Origin of the sequence: Roseateles sp. YR242 (assembly GCF_900109745.1) — a bacterium.
Taxonomy (GTDB): domain Bacteria; phylum Pseudomonadota; class Gammaproteobacteria; order Burkholderiales; family Burkholderiaceae_C; genus Roseateles.
In genome coordinates, this window is record NZ_FOAV01000007.1 from 53,195 (window position 1) to 69,532 (window position 16,338).

Genomic DNA, 16,338 nt, shown 5'->3' on the forward strand with positions numbered 1-16,338 from the left:
TGTTCACACCCCCGCCGGTGCCTGGCGATGCCAGTCGGTGGCTTGCTGCAGCGCATGAGCGGCATGCAGCAGTGTTCCTTCCTGGAAGTAGTTGCCCAGCAGCTGCAGACCGACCGGCAGGCCGCCTTCACCAAAACCGACCGGCACGCTCATGCCGGGCAGGCCGGCGAGCGAACCCGGCAGGGTGAAGATGTCGGCCAGGTAGGCCTTGACCGGATCGTCCGCGCCTTCGCCCTGCTTCCAGGCGACGGTGGGGGCCACCGGGCCGGCGATCAGGTCGCACTGCTGCAGGGCTTGCTGGAAGTCGTCCGCAATCATGCGGCGCAGCTTCTGGGCCTGCAGGTAGTAGGCGTCGTAGTAGCCGTGGGACAGCACATAGCTGCCGATCATGATGCGGCGCTTGACCTCGGCACCGAAACCTTCGGCGCGGGTCTTCTTGTACATGTCCAGCAGGTCGTCGTAGTTCGCCGCGCGGTGGCCGAACTTCACGCCGTCAAAGCGCGAGAGGTTGGAGCTCGCTTCGGCCGGGGCAATGATGTAGTAGACGGGGATGGCCAGCTCGGTCCGGGGCAGGCTCACATCCACCAGCGTGGCACCGAGCTTCTCCAGCTCGGCCAGACCGGCGCGGACGGCCTGGTTGACGTCCGCGCTCAAGGCGGCGGGGAAGAACTCCTTCGGCAGGCCGATGCGCAGACCTTTCAACGGCTGGGCGGCGGTGGCACCCTCGCGCAGCTCATGCAGGCGGGCCGTGAAATCTTGCGGCGGGCGCTGCACGCTGGTCGCGTCGCGTTCATCGAAGCCGCTCATGGCGGAGAGGAGCAGGGCGCAGTCTTCGGCGGAGCGCGCCAGCACCCCGGCCTGGTCCAGGCTGGAGGCAAAGGCGATCATGCCGTAGCGCGAGCACACGCCGTACGTAGGCTTGATACCCGTGATGCCGGTGAAGCTGGCCGGTTGGCGGATGGAGCCACCGGTGTCGGTACCGGTGGTGGCCGCCACCAGCCGCGCCGCCACCGCCGTGGCGGAACCGCCCGAGGAGCCGCCCGGCACGCGGCCGTGGTCCCAGGGGTTGAGGGCCGGGCCATAGGCGCTGTTTTCGTTGGCCGAACCCATGGCGAACTCGTCGCAGTTGAGCTTGCCCAGCGAGACGGTGCCGGCCGCGTTGAGCCGGTCCACCACCGTGGCGTCGAAGGGGCTCAAATAGCCCTTGAGCATGAGTGAGCCCGCCGTGGTGGGCATGTCCTGCGTGACAAAGATGTCCTTGTGCGCCAGGGGGACGCCGATCAGGGCGCCGCCGGGCAACTCGCCTTCGCCGGCGGCCAGGCGGGTGTCCGCAGCCCGGGCGCGGACCAGGGCACCTTCTTCGGCCACATGAAGAAATGCGCCGAGTTCCTTCGTTGATGCAACACGCGCAAGCAGATGTTGCGTGACCTCCAGGCTGCTGACCTGTTTCTGGCGGAGTGCGCGGCTCAGTTCGGCCACGCCCATGAGATGCAACGGCGTCGTCATTCGATGACCTTGGGAACCAGGAACAGACCGTCTTCAACGGCGGGAGCGCTGCGCTGGTTGAGCGCACGCTGGTCGGTTTCGGTGACGCGGTCCTCCCGCAGTCGCAGCGCCACTTCCTGCACCGCCGACAGCGGGGTGTGCAGAGGGGCCACGCCGCTGGTGTCTACCGCGCGCATCTGCTCCACGATGGAGAAGAAACCGTTGAGCTGGGGCAGCAGGGCGGCCTGCTCGTCGCCCGAAAGTTGCAGCCGGGCCAGATGGGCAATCCGGCTGACGTCGTCGTGGGTCAGGGCCATGGAAGTCGGTGAGCTCGTGGGTAGGAGTTCAGGTCGTAGTTCAGAGGGAAGCCCGGCGGCGTGCTGAAACATTCACCAAACAATCGCCAATCGCTTGTTTGGGGCTTGCCGGCAGGCCAAACCAGGGGTCGATCAGTTATTATCCCCGCTTATCTCCATAAGTCGGGGCTGCCATGGTGGCCTCGCTCGAATACTCCGTTCGCGTGGCTCTGGTTTGGCCACGCGGTGATCGACGAACCGCCCCCGAATCGTCCTCCATCGTCCCCGACATTGCAGCCGCACGGACCATACACAGACGAAATCGCCTGATGTCCCCCAATGGCCTCTGAAGGCCGCCGATGTCGCCGAATCTGTCCTTTCGGTGGTGTTCCGGTGGTGTTTCGGTCGGCGGGTCCAGGTGGATGAGTGAGAACGGTCCGGCAAAGTGCCATTCAATATGTTCGCCTCACTGCGCCGCTATATCTCCACCGACCTCGCCATCGACCTGGGCACCGCCAATACGCTGATTTATGTCCGCGGCAAAGGGGTGGTGCTGGATGAACCCTCCGTCGTCGCCATCCGTCATGAAGGCGGCCCCAACGGCAAGAAGACCATCCAGGCCGTCGGCCACGAAGCCAAGGCCATGCTGGGCAAGGTGCCCGGCAACATCGAGGCGATCCGCCCGATGAAGGACGGCGTGATCGCCGACTTCGTGGTCACCGAGCAGATGATCAAGCAGTTCATCAAGATGGTGCATGAGACGAAGCTGCTGCGTCCCTCGCCCCGCATCATCATCTGCGTCCCCTGCGGTTCCACCCAGGTGGAAAAACGCGCTATCCGCGACGCCGCCCTGGGTGCTGGCGCCTCGGACGTTCACCTGATCGAGGAGCCGATGGCGGCTGCCATCGGCGCCGGCTTGCCGGTGTCGGAAGCCTCCGGCTCCATGGTCATCGACATTGGCGGCGGCACGACCGAAGTGGGCGTGATCTCGCTGGGTGGCATGGTCTACAAGGGCAGTGTCCGCGTGGGTGGGGACAAGTTCGATGAAGCCATCATCAACTACATCCGCCGCAACTACGGCATGCTGATCGGTGAGCCGACTGCTGAGTCCATCAAGAAGAACATCGGTTCCGCCTTCCCCGGCTCCGAAGTCAAGGAAATGGAAGTCAAGGGCCGCAACCTGAGCGAAGGCGTGCCCCGCAGCTTCACCATCTCTTCCAACGAAATCCTGGAAGCCCTGACCGACCCGCTCAACCAGATCGTCTCCGCTGTGAAGAACGCCCTGGAGCAGACCCCGCCCGAACTGGGCGCCGACATCGCCGAGCGCGGCATGATGCTGACCGGTGGCGGCGCGTTGCTGCGTGATCTGGACCGCCTGCTGGCCGAAGAGACCGGCCTGCCGGTGCTGGTGGCAGAAGATCCGCTGACTTGCGTGGTGCGCGGCTGTGGCATGGCGCTGGAACGCATGGAACGCCTGGGTTCGATCTTCACGTCGGAATGAGTCTGCTGCGACAGCCGCAAGGCTGTTTGTTTTCGTTGAGTCTCATTGGTTGAGATCACCATGCCATTGGGCACTCTGGATCGCAATCCACCGCCACTGTTCCGCGAAGGTCCGTCCGCGCTGACGAAGCTGGCCTTTTGCGCCGCACTGGCACTTTTTCTCATGGTGGCGGACGCCCGCTTCGGCGTGACCGTACCCGCCCGTACCGGGTTGGCGCTGGCGCTGCACCCCCTGCAGCGCGTGTTGCTGGTGCCGGTGGATGCCTGGGAACAGGCTGGCGATTACTCTCGTGGCATGGAGCGCGCCACCGAAGCCGAGAACCAGGCCCGCCGCCAGCTGGCCGAGCAGGCCGTGATTCTGAGCCGGGCCAACCAGCTGCAGGCGGAGAACCAGCGCCTTCGGTCGCTGCTTGACCTGCGAGAGGCCCTGCCGGTGAAGGGCCTGGCCGCCGAAGTCCTGTACGAGGCCCCGGACCCCTTCTCCCGCCGTATCGTCATCGACCGGGGCAGCTATCGCGGCGTGCGCCTGGGCGCTCCGGTGGTCAACGATGCCGGCGTGCTGGGCCAGGTGACGCGGGTCTATCCGCTCTCCGCCGAAGTGACCCTGCTGACCGACCGTGAGGCCACCATTCCCGTCCTGAATACCCGCACGCAGCAGCGCGGCGTCGCCTACGGCGGTGAACGCGGGGTGATGGAGCTGCGCTTCATGGCCGCGAATGCCGACATCAAGGCGGGTGACGACCTGGCCACCTCGGGCCTGGACGGGGTCTATCCGCCCGGCCTGCCAGTGGCCAAGGTGGCCGAGGTGGAACGCCGCGGCGACACCAGCTTCGCTCGTGTGGGCCTGGCCCCGGTGGCCCGGCCGGACAGTGCCCGCCACGTGCTGGTGCTCGAACCGCTGGCAGGCCAGGAAGAGGCTCGGGCCGAGGCGGAAGCCGAGGCCGCGAGCGCCGCTGCCGCCGCGGATGCCGGTAAGGCGGGCCGAGGCAAGGGCGGCCGGGCCGCAAGGTCGGCATCACCCGCCGAGGCCGCCACCGATACCGGCGCATCAGCCGCTCGAGGAGCATCGCGATGATCATGCCGCGTGGCGCCAGCCAGCTCCTGCTGCCGGCCAACCCCCTGTTCATCACCTTCAGCCTGGTCGTGGCTTTGCTGATCGACATGGTGCCGCTGGGCCGTCAGCCGTGGATGCCGGATGTGCTGGCACTCACCCTGGTGTTCTGGAACGTGCACCAGCCCCGCCGTGTGGGTGTGGGCTGGGCCTTCTTCTTCGGGCTGATGATTGACGTGCATCACGGCGCCTTGCTGGGCCAGCATGCGCTGGCGTACAGCCTGCTCGCCTTCGGTGCCGTGGCCCTGCATCGCCGCCTGCTGTGGTTCTCCTTGAGTGCCCAGGCCGTGCATGTGCTGCCGCTGTTCCTGCTGGCCCAGGTTATTGCGGTGGTGGTGCGCCTGATGGTGGGCGGCATGTGGCCGGGCTGGAGCCTGTTCCTGGCCCCCGTGCTGGAGTCGGCGTTGTGGCCAGTGGCGGCGGTCCTGCTGCTGGCGCCGCAACGCCGGGCACCGGACCCCGACGCCCACCGACCGCTGTGAGCTGAAGGGATCCGCCGGTCATGACGGTTCTGAAGAACCTGCACCAGGAGTTGTCCCGCTTCCGGCTACGGCTGGTCGCGGCTGTCATCTTCGTGCTGTTCTGCTTTGCCTTGCTGGTGTCTCGCCTGCTGTTCCTGCAGGTGGCGCAGCACGACACGCTGCTGGAGCGCGCTGAATCCAACCGCATTTCGGTGGTGCCCATCGTGCCCAACCGCGGCCTGATCGTGGATCGCAATGGCGTGGTGCTGGCCAGCAACTACTCGGCCTACACGCTGGAAATCACACCGTCCAAGGTGGCGGATCTTGAAGACACCATCGACCAGCTCACCAAGGTCATCGATATCCAGCCGCGCGACCGTCGCCGCTTCAAGCGGCTGATGGAAGAGAGCAAGAACTTCGAGTCCCTGCCCATCCGCACCAAGCTGACGGATACCGAGGTGGCCCGGTTTGCCGCCCAGCGCTTCCGCTTCCCTGGTGTGGACATCAAGGCGCGGCTGTTCCGCAGCTACCCCATGGGCGAGGCCGGCAGCCACATGCTGGGCTACATCGGCCGCATCAACCAGGCCGAAAAGAAGGCCATGGATGACTGGCCCGAAGAGGATGTCTCCAACTACCGCGGCACCGAATACATCGGCAAGCTGGGGCTGGAACAGGCCTACGAGCGCGAGCTGCATGGCCAGACCGGCTTCGAGGAGATGGAGACGAGCGCCGGTGGGCGCGCCATCCGGCGCCTGCGCAACCGGCCGCCAACGCCGGGCAACACCTTGCACCTGTCCATCGACATCAAGCTGCAGGCGATGGTGGAGCGGCTCTACGGAGAGCGCCGTGGCGCCCTGGTGGCCATCGACCCGCGCACGGGCGAGGTGCTGGCCTTTGTCTCCAAGCCGGCCTTCGACCCCAACCTGTTTGTGGACGGCATTGATGCGGACAACTGGCGCGACCTCAACGAGAACATCGACAAGCCGCTGCTGAACCGGGCGCTGCGCGGTACCTACCCGCCGGGCTCGACCTTCAAACCCTATATGGCCATGGCGGCGCTCAACACCCGCAAGCGGTCGCCCAGCCTGGTGATCCAGGACAACCTGACCTACAGCTTTGGCGGCCGCACCTTCGGCAGCGCCGAGGGCGACCGCGCCGGCCCGAAGGACATGCGGCTGGCTATCGTCACCTCCTCCAACGTCTATTTTTATTCGTTGGCCAACGAGATGGGCGTGGACCTGATCCATGACCAGCTGGAGCCCTTCGGCTTTGGCCGCAAGACCGAGATCGACCTGCAGGGCGAAGTGACCGGGGATCTGCCGTCCATTGAGTGGAAGAAGAAGAAATTCCGCCGGCCGGAGCAGCAGAAATGGTTCCCCGGCGAGACCATCTCGTTGGGCATCGGCCAGGGCTACAACAACTTCACCATGCTGCAGCTGGCCACGGCCATCTCCACACTCTCCACCGGCGGCCAGCGCTTCCGGCCCCGTCTGGTGCGGGAGATCGAGGATGTGGTCAAGCACACCGAGCAGCGCACCGCCAGCGATGCGCTGGAGCCGCTGGCGCTGCGACGTGCGGATGTGGACGTGATCCGCAACGCCATGCACGACGTGACGCTGGAGGGGACCTCCCGCGCCGTGTTTGCGGGGGCGGCCTACCAGAGCGCCGGCAAGACCGGCACGGCGCAGGCGGTGAGCCTGCGTGCCGGCCAGACGTACAGCAGCATCAAGGCCGATGAACGCAAGCGCGACCATTCGCTCTACATTGCCTTCGCACCGTATGACGCTCCGCGTATTGCGCTGGCGCTGATCGTGGAGAACGCCGGGTTCGGTTCCACGTCAGCGGCACCGATCGCCCGCCGGGTGTTTGACTATGTGCTGGAGGGGCAGTATCCGAGCGAGGAAGACATCGCCAAGACCCAGTTGGGCCAGACCACCGCACCGATCGGCACGCCGCGCAGGGCGGTGGATGTGCCGCTGCCGGGGCAGTTGACGAACGCCGCAAGTGCCGCCGGTGCAGCGTCGGATGCCGCGAGTGCTGCACCTGGATCTGCATCTGCTCCGGCGGCTGCGGCCGCACCTGCACCCGCACCCGCATTGACGCCGACCCCGGGCACGCCGCCCGGTACGCCGCCGTCCTCTGCCCATGTCCCTCCGGCCGCGCCGCCACCCGCCTCGCGTGCAGCGTCGCGACCCAGCCCGGGAGCTTCACGATGAGTGCCGTCTTCAACAAGCCCAGCTGGCTTCAGCGTCTGCGGCCCTTGTTTGCTGGCTTCGACCTGCCGCTGCTGCTGGCCCTTCTGTGGATCATGGGGCTGGGGCTGATGTGCATGTATTCGGCCGGTTATGACCATGGCACACGCTTCGTGGACCATCTGCGCAACGGCGTGCTGGCCCTGATCGTGCTGTTCGTGGTGGCCCAGGTGCCGCCCCAGCGCCTGATGCAGGCGGCCGTGCCGCTGTACACCCTGGGGGTGGTGCTGCTGGTGGCGGTGGCGCTGTTCGGCATTACCAAGAAGGGCTCTACACGGTGGATCCGGCTGGGGCTGGAGTTCCAGCCCTCCGAGATGCTGAAGATTGCGATGCCGCTGATGCTGGCCTGGTGGTTCCAGAAGCGCGAGGGGCAATTGCGCCTGCCCGACTTCGTGGCGGCCTTTGTGCTGTTGACCGTACCGGTGGGGCTGATTGCCAAGCAGCCGGACCTGGGTACCGCCATCCTGGTGCTGGCGGCCGGCCTGTACGTGATTTTCTTTGCCGGCCTGTCCTGGAAGCTGATCCTGCCGGCCCTGGTGCTGGCCGCGGCCGGCATTACCACCCTGGTGATGAGCGAAGACAAGATCTGCCAGCCGGACGTGAAATGGCCGGTGCTCAAGGAATATCAGAAGGACCGCGTTTGCACGCTGCTGGACCCGACCAAGGATCCGCTGGGCAAAGGCTTCCACATCATCCAGGGCGAGATTGCCATCGGCTCGGGCGGCGTGACTGGCAAGGGCTTCATGAAGGGAACGCAGACCCACCTGGAATTCATTCCGGAACGCACCACAGACTTCATCTTTGCGGCCTATGGCGAGGAGTTCGGCCTGATCGGTGCGCTGGGCCTGCTGGCAGGCTTCACGGCGTTGATCCTGCGCGGGCTGGCCATTGCCCATGAGGCGCCCACCCTGTTTTCCCGCCTGCTGGCGGGGGCGATCACGCTGAGCTTCTTCACCTATGTGTTCGTGAACATGGGCATGGTGACCGGCATCCTCCCGGTGGTGGGGGTGCCGCTGCCCTTCATCTCCTATGGCGGGACGGCCATGGTGACGTTGGGGCTGGCGCTGGGGATGCTGATGTCCATCGCCAGAAGCCGCGGCGCGACCCAGCGCTAGGGGACCTGCAAGTCCTGCACGACGGGCGTGCGCCGCGCCTAACCCCTCTGCGGGTGAGCCGGGAACCGGATCGTGAAGCGGGCGCCCGGGCCGGTGCCTTCGGCCTCTGCCTGGCGGCGCGGACGGGTGTCGTCCACGCTGATCTCGGCCTCGTGCTGCTGCACGATTTCCCGCACGATGGCCAGGCCCAGGCCGGACCCATCCACATTGGTGCCCAGCGCGCGGTAGAACGGCTGGAAGACCTTCTCCCGCTCCGATTCCGCGATGCCCGGGCCCGAATCTTCCACCTGCAACACGCAGACCTGGCCGAACGGATCCTCCACCACACGAACGGTGATGGTGCCGCCGGCCGGTGTGTAGAGCAGGGCGTTGTCCACGAGGTTGCGGATCAGTTCCCGGATCAGCAGAGGGTGACCATTCAGCCGCAGGCTGGCCAGGTCGGGCTCCGGCCCTTCGTAACCGAGGTCCAACCGCTTTTCCATGGCGCGGGGCACGAAGTCGCGCACCGTCTCCACGGCCAGCACCGGCAGGCTGACTTCGCTGCGGCGGGAGGCGTGTTCCTGGTCCTCGGCCCGGGCCATGGCCAGCAACTGGTTGACCATGTGCGCAGCACGTTGGCTGGAGAGCGCAATGTGCTGCAGCGAGCGCCGCAGGTCCGCCGGGGAGCCGCGGCCTTCATCGATCTCGCGCTGGGCCAGTTCGGCCTGGGTGCGAAGCCCTGCCAGCGGCGTCTTGAGCTGATGGGCGGCATCGGCGAGGAAGTGCTTCTGCGCACGGATGGACTGGTCCAGCCGCTCCAGCAGGTCGTTGATGGCTTGGACCAGCGGCGCCACTTCGTCCGGGATACGCTCCTCGTCAATGGGGCTGAGGTCGGAGCTGTCGCGCGAGCGGATACGGCGCTGCAGCTCGTTGAGTGGCGCGATGCCGCGCGCCAGTGCCAGCCACACCAGCAGGACGGCCAGCGGCAGGATGACGAACTGCGGCAGGATCACGCCCTTGATGATCTCGTTGGTCAGCCGCGAGCGCTTGCCCAGTGTCTCCGCCACCTGCACCAGCATCATCCGGTCGCTACCCGCCGAGCCTTCGGGGGCAACCCATAGGAACGCCACCCGGACCGACTCGTTGCCCATCTCGTCATCGCGGAAGTGCAGTTCCCAGGGGACGACCGGTGGCTCTCTTTCGGGGATGGCCAGGAGCTGGTCGCCGCTGAGGAGTTCGCCCCGCAGCCCAAGGACCTGGTAATAGATGGTGTCGGACTCGTCCGCACGCAACAGGGCGGCGGCTTCGGGGGCGAGGGCGTAGCGGGAGCGGCCCGCGCGGTTGTCGCCGGGGCCGGGTTCTGTGGCCACCTGCAGGCCCAAGGTGCGCGCCATCTCGCCGAGTTCACGGTCATAGGGCTTGTTGGCGATGCCCTGCGCCACCAGCCAGGTCAGTGCTACGCTGATCGGCCAGATCACCAGCAGCGGGGCGAGCATCCAGTCAAGGATTTCGCCGAACAGGGAACGATGCATTGGCTAGCCCCCGGACTGCCGACGCTCGGGCGCGGGAAACCCGCCGCACGAGCGAGCTATGGGCCGCCTTGGGGCAGCCCGGTGGCGGCCCACAGCGTCAACCACCAGCCCCGCTTGAACGGCGCTACGCGCACTCTGCGCGACTATGTGCATCGGGCAGCCCAGGTCCAGGTTCCGTGGCAGTCGCCGGCCGGCCGGGGCCGGGAGCGTGGTGGGTCAACCGGGGATCTTTTCAAGGCAATAGCCCAGGCCACGGACAGTGGCGATGCGAATGGGGCCTTGCTCGATCTTCTTGCGCAGGCGGTGGATGTAGACCTCGATGGCGTTGTTGCTGACTTCTTCACCCCATTCACACAGGCGCTCCACCAGTTGGTCCTTGCTCACGAGCCGGCCTGCTCGTTGCAGCAGGACCTCCAGCAAGGAGAGCTCCCGGGCCGAGAGTTCCACCATCTGCTCGTTGATGTAGGCCACGCGCCCCGTGGCATCAAAGCTCAACGGTCCATGTTTGATGACACTGGACGCGGTGCCCAGGCCACGCCGGGTCAGCGCACGCACCCGGGCCTCCAGCTCCTGGAGGGAGAAGGGTTTGGCCATGTAGTCATCAGCGCCCAAGTCCAGCCCCTTGACGCGCTCTTCGATGCTGTCCGCGGCCGTCAGGATCAGCACCGGCAACGCCGAACCCCGTGCGCGCAGACGCCGCAGCACCTCCAGGCCATGCAGTCGAGGCAGACCCAGATCCAGGATCAGCAGGTCGAACTCGTGGGAGGCCAGCGCGGCATCCGCCTCGCTGCCGCTACTGACCTGATCCACGGCACAGCCGGATGCCCGCAGCGAGCGCAGCAGACCGTCGGCCAGGACCTGATCGTCTTCCGCAATCAAGATGCGCATTGGTTTGTCCCCTATCATTTTCTAATGAGTTGATTCTAGGGAGCCCCCGTGGCGCCCGCTGTAGGCGTTTGCCAGCCTGGCCACCAGCGGCCGCTCGCTCCAAAGTGGCCGGCGAGATCCTTCCTTGGATGGGTTGGGGAGGGGGTGGCTCACCCCATGAGCCAGTGGAGACCTAGGATGCCTTCATTGCAACCGCGACGGGGTGGCTGGGAATCACTGTACAACCACTGTACAGATATACAGATTTACAGCCATAATCCGCGCAGCCAACCGGAGATGATTCATGGACGCCCCCGTCAAAAACGCCCAACCCGAAAAGAACGGTGAAAAAGCCAAGGCCCTGCAGGCCGCTCTTGCCCAGATCGAAAAGCAGTTCGGCAAGGGCTCCATCATGCGCCTGGGCGAAGGCGAGAAGATTGAAGACATCCAGGTTGTGTCCACCGGCTCGCTGGGCCTGGACATCGCGCTGGGTGTGGGTGGCCTGCCCCGCGGCCGTGTGATCGAGATCTACGGCCCTGAATCCTCCGGCAAGACCACGCTGACGCTGCAGGTCATCGCCCAGATGCAGAAGCTGCAAGGCGTCTGCGCCTTTATCGACGCGGAACACGCACTGGACGCGCAATACGCGCAGAAGCTGGGCGTGAATCTGCAAGACCTGCTCATCAGCCAGCCCGACACCGGTGAACAGGCCCTGGAAATCGTGGATGCGCTGGTGCGCTCCGGTTCGGTGGACCTCATCATCATCGACTCGGTCGCCGCGCTGACCCCCAAGGCCGAACTCGAAGGCGAAATGGGCGATGCCCTGCCCGGCCTGCAGGCCCGCCTGATGAGCCAGGCGCTGCGCAAGCTCACCGCCACCATCAAGAAGACCAATTGCACCGTTGTGTTCATCAACCAGATCCGCATGAAGATCGGTGTGATGTTCGGCTCCCCGGAAACCACCACCGGCGGCAATGCGCTGAAGTTCTACGCCTCCGTGCGTCTGGACATCCGCCGCATCGGCTCCATCAAGAAGGGTGAAGAGGTGATTGGTTCCGAAACCAAGGTCAAGGTGGTGAAGAACAAGGTGGCTCCCCCGTTCAAGACCGCCGAGTTCGACATCCTCTACGGCGAAGGCATCAGCCGCGAAGGCGAAATCATCGACATGGGGGTGACCGCCAAGATCGTGGACAAGGCCGGTGCCTGGTACGCCTACAGCGGCGAGAAGATCGGCCAGGGCAAGGACAACGCCCGCGAGTTCCTGCGTGAGAACGCCGATCTGGCGGTGGAAATCGAGAACAAGATCCGCGACTCGCTGGGCATCCCCTTGCTGGGTGTCGCGGCCGCTGAATAAGGCGCCGCATGGCCAGGCAGCCGCTCTCGCTGAGAGCCCGTGCCGTGGCGTTGCTGGCACAGCGGGAGCACAGTGAACTGGAGTTGCGGCGCAAGCTGGGCCGCATCGCCAGAGATGCAGCCAGAGATGCAGCCAGAGATACGGCCCGAAGTATGGTCACAACTGTGGCTTCCCAAAGCGCCCATCTCGCCCATCCCCCCCATGCCCCGCTGAGTGCCAGCCTCCTCGAAGACTTCGATCCCGTCACTGCGGTAGATCTGGACGACGAAGCGGACACGGCGGACGTCAGCCAGGAGGTGGAGGCCGTTTTGGTCTGGGTGCGGGCCCAGGGCTATCTGGACGAATCACGCTTTGTGGAATCTCGTCTGCATGCCCGTGCTTCCCGCTGGGGGCAACGCCGCATCGAACAGGAGTTGGCCCAGCACGGGCTGAGCCTGGATGCCGAGCAGCGCGCCGCTCTGGCGCAGTCTGAACTCGGTCGCGCCTGCGAGTTGCTGCGCCGGAAGTTCGGTGCGGCAACAGAACTGGATGCCGCCGCAGAAGCACGGCAGATGCGCTTTCTGATGGGCCGGGGTTTTGGCTCGGAACTTTGTCGACGCGCCATCCGAGCCGTGCGTGCCGGTGAGCAGGTTCAGGACTAGACGCGCTGTCCGGCGGCGCGCCACGCGCCCCCGGCTTTCGGGACATTCTCAAGTCCACCCTGGCCGAAGCGGCCAGAGTTGGGCAGAGTTTGGCCAAGTGCGTGGTGCCAAGTGTCTGTCTGACTACCTGTCTACTAACAACCTGTCCAAGTATCTGGCGAAGGGCTTGTCGGCGTGGTCGGCAACGCTGGTGCACCACGGCGCAGCGAAATGATTGCAGTTCGCCCGGCGCATCCTAGTCGGACGCCCCTATTTCGAGCATCCCTGGGCGCGTGTCATTCCCATGAAAGCCTTGATGCGACGCAGCATGCTACATTGGCGGCTTCGCAAACATGCCCGCTGGCCATCGGCCGCGGGCCTGTTTTTGCGTGTTTGCATCGGGTCTATGTCTTCCATCGCCTCCTCCGCACGCCACCGGCCGGATCGTCGCATCGCCGACGACCACGCCTATTGGTCAGTCGGATTTTCAGGATCAGCTGGTTCCACCAGCCTGGCGGTCCCTTGTCGAGACCTGGATCCTGCGCCCAAGGCTGTCAACAAGGCCGTGCACATGCAAACTCATTACCCGAGCCGTCGTCACGGTGGTGGCGCTGCGGCCTCGGCTTTCTCTTCCTGATCATTCATCAAGCGAGACGTCCCTATGAAGATTCACGAGTACCAGGGCAAGGAAATCCTGCGCCAGTTCGGCGTGCCGGTTCCGCGCGGTATTCCCGCGTTCACGGTGCAAGAGGCGGTGGAAGCCGCGCAAAAGCTGGGCGGCCCGGTGTGGGTGGTCAAGGCGCAGATCCACGCAGGTGGTCGCGGCAAGGGCGGTGGCGTGAAGCTGGGCAAGAGCCTGGATGACGTGAAGGCGCTTTCCGAGCAGATCCTGGGCATGCAGCTGGTCACGCACCAGACCGGCCCGGAAGGCCAGAAGGTTCGCCGCCTCTACATCGAAGAAGGCGCGGACATCAAGAACGAGCTGTACGTCTCGCTGGTGACCGACCGTGGCACCCAGAAGGTGGCGTTCATCGCTTCGAGCGAAGGCGGCATGGACATCGAGGAAGTGGCTCACGCCACGCCCGAGAAGATCATCACCGAGTACATCGACCCGCTGACCGGCATCACGACCGAGCAGTCCAAGAAGATTGCCGCGGCCATCGGCCTGAGCGGTGCTTCGGTGGACCAGGCCGTGGACCTGTTCGCCAAGCTGTACAAGTGCTACATGGACACCGACGCGTCGCTGGTTGAAATCAACCCGCTGAACTGCGACTCCAAGGGCAACCTGGTTGCGCTGGACGCCAAGTTCAACTTCGACGCCAACGCGCTGTTCCGTCACCCGGAAATCGTGGCCTATCGCGATCTGGACGAAGAAGATCCGGCTGAAGTCGAAGCTTCGAAGTTCGACCTGGCCTACATTTCGCTGGAAGGCAACATCGGCTGCCTGGTGAACGGTGCCGGCCTGGCCATGGCCACCATGGACACCATCAAGCTGTTCGGCGGCGAGCCGGCCAACTTCCTGGACGTGGGCGGTGGCGCCACGGCCGAGAAGGTCACCGAAGCCTTCAAGATCATGCTGAAGAATCCCGACGTGAAGGGCATTCTCGTCAACATCTTCGGCGGCATCATGAAGTGCGACACCATCGCTGAAGGCGTGATCACGGCTTGCAAGGCCGTCAATCTGTCTGTGCCGCTGGTCGTGCGCATGAAGGGCACCAACGAAGAGCTGGGCAAGAAGATGCTGGCCGAGTCCGGCCTGCCCATCATCTCCGCCGACACCATGGCCGAAGCCGCGACCAAGATCGTCGCTGCCGTCAAGTAAGCCGAAGACCCAGCCAAGGAATACGACATGAGCATCTACATCAACAAGGACACCAAGGTCATCACCCAGGGCATCACGGGCAAGACCGGTCAGTTCCACACCCTGGGCTGCCAGGCTTACGCGAACGGCAAGAACGCGTTCGTGGCCGGCGTGAACCCCAAGAAGGCCGGTGAGAAGTTCTCCGAGATCCCCATCTACGGTACGGTCAAGGAAGCTGCTGCCCAGACCGGCGCCACCGTGTCGGTGATCTACGTGCCGCCCGCCGGTGCTGCTGCTGCCATCTGGGAAGCCGTCGAGGCCGACCTGGACCTGGCCATCTGCATCACCGAAGGCATCCCCGTGCGCGACATGCTGGAAGTGCGCAACAAGATGCGCGCCAAGGAAGCCGCCGGCGGCAAGAAGACACTGCTGCTGGGCCCCAACTGCCCTGGCCTGATCACCCCCGAAGAGATCAAGATCGGCATCATGCCCGGTCACATCCATCGCAAGGGTCGTATCGGTGTGGTGTCCCGTTCCGGCACGCTGACCTATGAAGCCGTGGCTCAACTGACCGATCTGGGTCTGGGCCAGTCCTCCGCCGTCGGTATCGGTGGTGACCCCATCAATGGTCTGAAGCACATCGACGTGATGAAGGCCTTCAACGACGATCCGGATACGGACGCCGTGATCATGATCGGTGAGATCGGTGGTCCGGACGAGGCCGAAGCCGCTCGTTGGTGCAAGGCCAACATGAAGAAGCCGGTGGTCGGTTTCATCGCCGGCGTCACCGCCCCTCCCGGAAAGCGCATGGGCCACGCCGGCGCGCTGATCTCCGGCGGCGCTGACACCGCTGATGCCAAGCTCGCCATCATGGAAGAGTGCGGTTTCACGATCACGCGCAACCCGTCGGAAATGGGCAAGCTGCTCAAGGGCCTGCTGTAAAAAGGACAGGTCCCTGTGGCTGAGGGCCTCCGCCGGGCCGCCCCAAAGAAGGGGTGATCCGGAAGGCGGGGTAACCCGCAAGGGCTCTGAGTGACACAGGAAAAACCTGTTGCGGCGTCTGATGCGTAATTCCACGCATCGGAGAGCCAGGGGGGTGACGCGGACAATGCGTCAGCTTCCGCCGACGATTCAGGAGGGGCCTTGTGCCCCTCTTGTCATTGGTGCCCCCAACCGCTTTTATCTGGGTGCTACGTTTCCGCGCCGCGCCCAGCAGGTCTTCGCATATGGACATGCTTCTCCACGCCCCGTTCTGGCTGGCGGTTCTCCAGATCATCGCGATCGACATCCTGCTCGGCGGCGACAACGCCGTGGTGATAGCGCTTGCCTGCCGCAAGCTGCCGCCCAAGCTGCGCACCCAGGGCATTCTGTGGGGCACGGCCGGCGCCATCGTCCTGCGGGTGGTGCTGATCTTCTTCGCGCTGCAGCTGCTGCAATTGCCCTTCCTGAAGCTGGTCGGTGGCTTGCTGCTGTTCTGGATCGGCATCAAGCTGATCCTGCCGGAGGACGAAGAAGACCATGCCAACATCCAGGCCAGCGACAAGCTGTGGGCGGCCGTCAAGACAGTGATCGTGGCCGACTTCGTCATGTCGCTCGATAACGTGATTGCCATCGCGGGCGCGGCCGAAGGTGCGGGCCATGGCCATCAACTGATCCTGGTGATCTTTGGCCTGCTGGTCTCCATTCCCATCATCGTCTGGGGCAGCCAGTTGGTCATCAAGTTGATGGACCGCTACCCCACCGTGATCGTCCTGGGCGCCATGTTGCTGGGTTGGATTGCGGGTACCATGCTGGTGACCGACCCGGCCCTGAGTGGCTGGGTCCCCAGCCAGCCTGGTAGCAAGCCGGGCACGACCGTGGTGGTGACCTGGCTGCAATACGGTGCTGGCGTGCTTGGCGCACTGCTGGTGTTGGGGGTCGGCAAGGCCCTGGCCAGCCGTCGCCCGTCCGAAGCCTGACGAAAGG

Annotated in this window: 14 protein-coding genes and 1 pseudogene; 11 read left to right on the forward strand and 4 right to left on the reverse strand. The window is 65.1% G+C overall.

Annotated elements, in window-relative coordinates:
- Window positions 1-3: 3 nt before the first annotated feature.
- Together gatA and gatC are read right to left on the reverse strand one after the other, a co-directional pair.
- Window positions 4-1,506 (reverse strand): Asp-tRNA(Asn)/Glu-tRNA(Gln) amidotransferase subunit GatA, encoded by a 1,503-nt coding sequence (gatA, locus tag BMY53_RS14590; RefSeq protein WP_092947217.1) that lies wholly within the window; start codon window positions 1,504-1,506, stop codon window positions 4-6.
- The gene (gene gatC, locus BMY53_RS14595) at window positions 1,503-1,802 is read right to left on the reverse strand and encodes an Asp-tRNA(Asn)/Glu-tRNA(Gln) amidotransferase subunit GatC (protein WP_092947218.1); all 300 of its coding nucleotides are present in this window, start codon (window positions 1,800-1,802) and stop codon (window positions 1,503-1,505) included. Before gatC ends, gatA begins: the two co-directional genes overlap by 4 nt.
- A 436-nt stretch (window positions 1,803-2,238) precedes the next feature.
- On the opposite strand from gatC, the gene BMY53_RS14600 reads away from it, so the two are divergent.
- Genes BMY53_RS14600 through rodA form a run of 5 tightly spaced genes read left to right on the forward strand, consistent with a single transcriptional unit; the run spans window position 2,239 to window position 8,220 of the window.
- Window positions 2,239-3,282 carry a rod shape-determining protein gene (locus BMY53_RS14600; protein ID WP_092947219.1) on the forward strand — a complete coding sequence of 348 codons (1,044 nt, stop codon included), beginning with the start codon at window positions 2,239-2,241 and terminating at the stop codon, window positions 3,280-3,282.
- Window positions 3,283-3,342: 60 nt separating this feature from the next.
- A complete protein-coding gene (gene mreC / locus BMY53_RS14605) occupies window positions 3,343-4,356 on the forward strand; it encodes a rod shape-determining protein MreC (protein WP_092947413.1) in 1,014 nt (337 codons plus the stop codon).
- Window positions 4,353-4,874 carry a rod shape-determining protein MreD gene (gene mreD / locus BMY53_RS14610; protein WP_092947220.1) on the forward strand — a complete coding sequence of 174 codons (522 nt, stop codon included), beginning with the start codon at window positions 4,353-4,355 and terminating at the stop codon, window positions 4,872-4,874. Before mreC ends, mreD begins: the two co-directional genes overlap by 4 nt.
- Window positions 4,875-4,894: 20 nt before the next feature.
- Entirely contained in the window at window positions 4,895-7,069 is a 2,175-nt protein-coding gene (mrdA, locus tag BMY53_RS14615) for a penicillin-binding protein 2 (RefSeq protein ID WP_092947221.1), read from the forward strand.
- Window positions 7,066-8,220 carry a rod shape-determining protein RodA gene (gene rodA, locus BMY53_RS14620; protein ID WP_092947222.1) on the forward strand — a complete coding sequence of 385 codons (1,155 nt, stop codon included), beginning with the start codon at window positions 7,066-7,068 and terminating at the stop codon, window positions 8,218-8,220. Before mrdA ends, rodA begins: the two co-directional genes overlap by 4 nt.
- A gap of 38 nt (window positions 8,221-8,258) precedes the next feature.
- Here the strand turns inward: rodA and BMY53_RS14625 are convergent, their stop codons facing one another.
- Window positions 8,259-9,731 carry a sensor histidine kinase gene (locus tag BMY53_RS14625; protein ID WP_092947223.1) on the reverse strand — a complete coding sequence of 491 codons (1,473 nt, stop codon included), beginning with the start codon at window positions 9,729-9,731 and terminating at the stop codon, window positions 8,259-8,261.
- Between the two features lie 216 nt (window positions 9,732-9,947).
- Complete coding sequence (locus BMY53_RS14630) at window positions 9,948-10,619, reverse strand: response regulator (RefSeq protein WP_092947224.1); 672 nt, start codon at window positions 10,617-10,619, stop codon at window positions 9,948-9,950.
- A 283-nt stretch (window positions 10,620-10,902) separates the two neighbouring features.
- Between BMY53_RS14630 and recA the strand changes: the two genes are divergently transcribed.
- The 6 genes and pseudogenes from recA to BMY53_RS14655 all read left to right on the forward strand — a co-directional run bounded on the left by recA (window position 10,903) and on the right by BMY53_RS14655 (window position 16,331).
- Window positions 10,903-11,952 carry a recombinase RecA gene (gene recA, locus BMY53_RS14635; protein ID WP_092947225.1) on the forward strand — a complete coding sequence of 350 codons (1,050 nt, stop codon included), beginning with the start codon at window positions 10,903-10,905 and terminating at the stop codon, window positions 11,950-11,952.
- Window positions 11,953-11,960: 8 nt separating this feature from the next.
- A pseudogene (locus tag BMY53_RS26710) lies at window positions 11,961-12,050 on the forward strand (recombination regulator RecX); the annotation flags it as partial.
- Between the two features lie 54 nt (window positions 12,051-12,104).
- A complete protein-coding gene (locus BMY53_RS14640; RefSeq protein ID WP_310732117.1) occupies window positions 12,105-12,593 on the forward strand; it encodes a regulatory protein RecX in 489 nt (162 codons plus the stop codon).
- A 640-nt stretch (window positions 12,594-13,233) separates the two neighbouring features.
- Entirely contained in the window at window positions 13,234-14,394 is a 1,161-nt protein-coding gene (gene sucC / locus BMY53_RS14645) for an ADP-forming succinate--CoA ligase subunit beta (protein ID WP_092947227.1), read from the forward strand.
- A gap of 27 nt (window positions 14,395-14,421) precedes the next feature.
- A complete protein-coding gene (gene sucD, locus BMY53_RS14650) occupies window positions 14,422-15,315 on the forward strand; it encodes a succinate--CoA ligase subunit alpha (RefSeq protein WP_092947228.1) in 894 nt (297 codons plus the stop codon).
- Window positions 15,316-15,599: 284 nt separating this feature from the next.
- Window positions 15,600-16,331, forward strand: a complete 732-nt coding sequence (locus BMY53_RS14655; RefSeq protein WP_092947229.1) for a TerC family protein — start codon at window positions 15,600-15,602, stop codon at window positions 16,329-16,331.
- The last annotated feature ends 7 nt before the right edge of the window (window positions 16,332-16,338 follow it).

What these genes read in the sequence shown, in the direction of transcription:
- gatA (WP_092947217.1), bottom strand. Translation starts at nt 1,506, where the DNA reads ATGACGACGCCGTTGCATCTCATGGGCGTGGCCGAACTGAGCCGCGCA.
- gatC (WP_092947218.1), bottom strand. Translation starts at nt 1,802, where the DNA reads ATGGCCCTGACCCACGACGACGTCAGCCGGATTGCCCATCTGGCCCGG.
- BMY53_RS14600 (WP_092947219.1), top strand. Translation starts at nt 2,239, where the DNA reads ATGTTCGCCTCACTGCGCCGCTATATCTCCACCGACCTCGCCATCGAC.
- mreC (WP_092947413.1), top strand. Translation starts at nt 3,343, where the DNA reads ATGCCATTGGGCACTCTGGATCGCAATCCACCGCCACTGTTCCGCGAA.
- mreD (WP_092947220.1), top strand. Translation starts at nt 4,353, where the DNA reads ATGATCATGCCGCGTGGCGCCAGCCAGCTCCTGCTGCCGGCCAACCCC.
- mrdA (WP_092947221.1), top strand. Translation starts at nt 4,895, where the DNA reads ATGACGGTTCTGAAGAACCTGCACCAGGAGTTGTCCCGCTTCCGGCTA.
- rodA (WP_092947222.1), top strand. Translation starts at nt 7,066, where the DNA reads ATGAGTGCCGTCTTCAACAAGCCCAGCTGGCTTCAGCGTCTGCGGCCC.
- BMY53_RS14625 (WP_092947223.1), bottom strand. Translation starts at nt 9,731, where the DNA reads ATGCATCGTTCCCTGTTCGGCGAAATCCTTGACTGGATGCTCGCCCCG.
- BMY53_RS14630 (WP_092947224.1), bottom strand. Translation starts at nt 10,619, where the DNA reads ATGCGCATCTTGATTGCGGAAGACGATCAGGTCCTGGCCGACGGTCTG.
- recA (WP_092947225.1), top strand. Translation starts at nt 10,903, where the DNA reads ATGGACGCCCCCGTCAAAAACGCCCAACCCGAAAAGAACGGTGAAAAA.
- BMY53_RS14640 (WP_310732117.1), top strand. Translation starts at nt 12,105, where the DNA reads ATGGTCACAACTGTGGCTTCCCAAAGCGCCCATCTCGCCCATCCCCCC.
- sucC (WP_092947227.1), top strand. Translation starts at nt 13,234, where the DNA reads ATGAAGATTCACGAGTACCAGGGCAAGGAAATCCTGCGCCAGTTCGGC.
- sucD (WP_092947228.1), top strand. Translation starts at nt 14,422, where the DNA reads ATGAGCATCTACATCAACAAGGACACCAAGGTCATCACCCAGGGCATC.
- BMY53_RS14655 (WP_092947229.1), top strand. Translation starts at nt 15,600, where the DNA reads ATGGACATGCTTCTCCACGCCCCGTTCTGGCTGGCGGTTCTCCAGATC.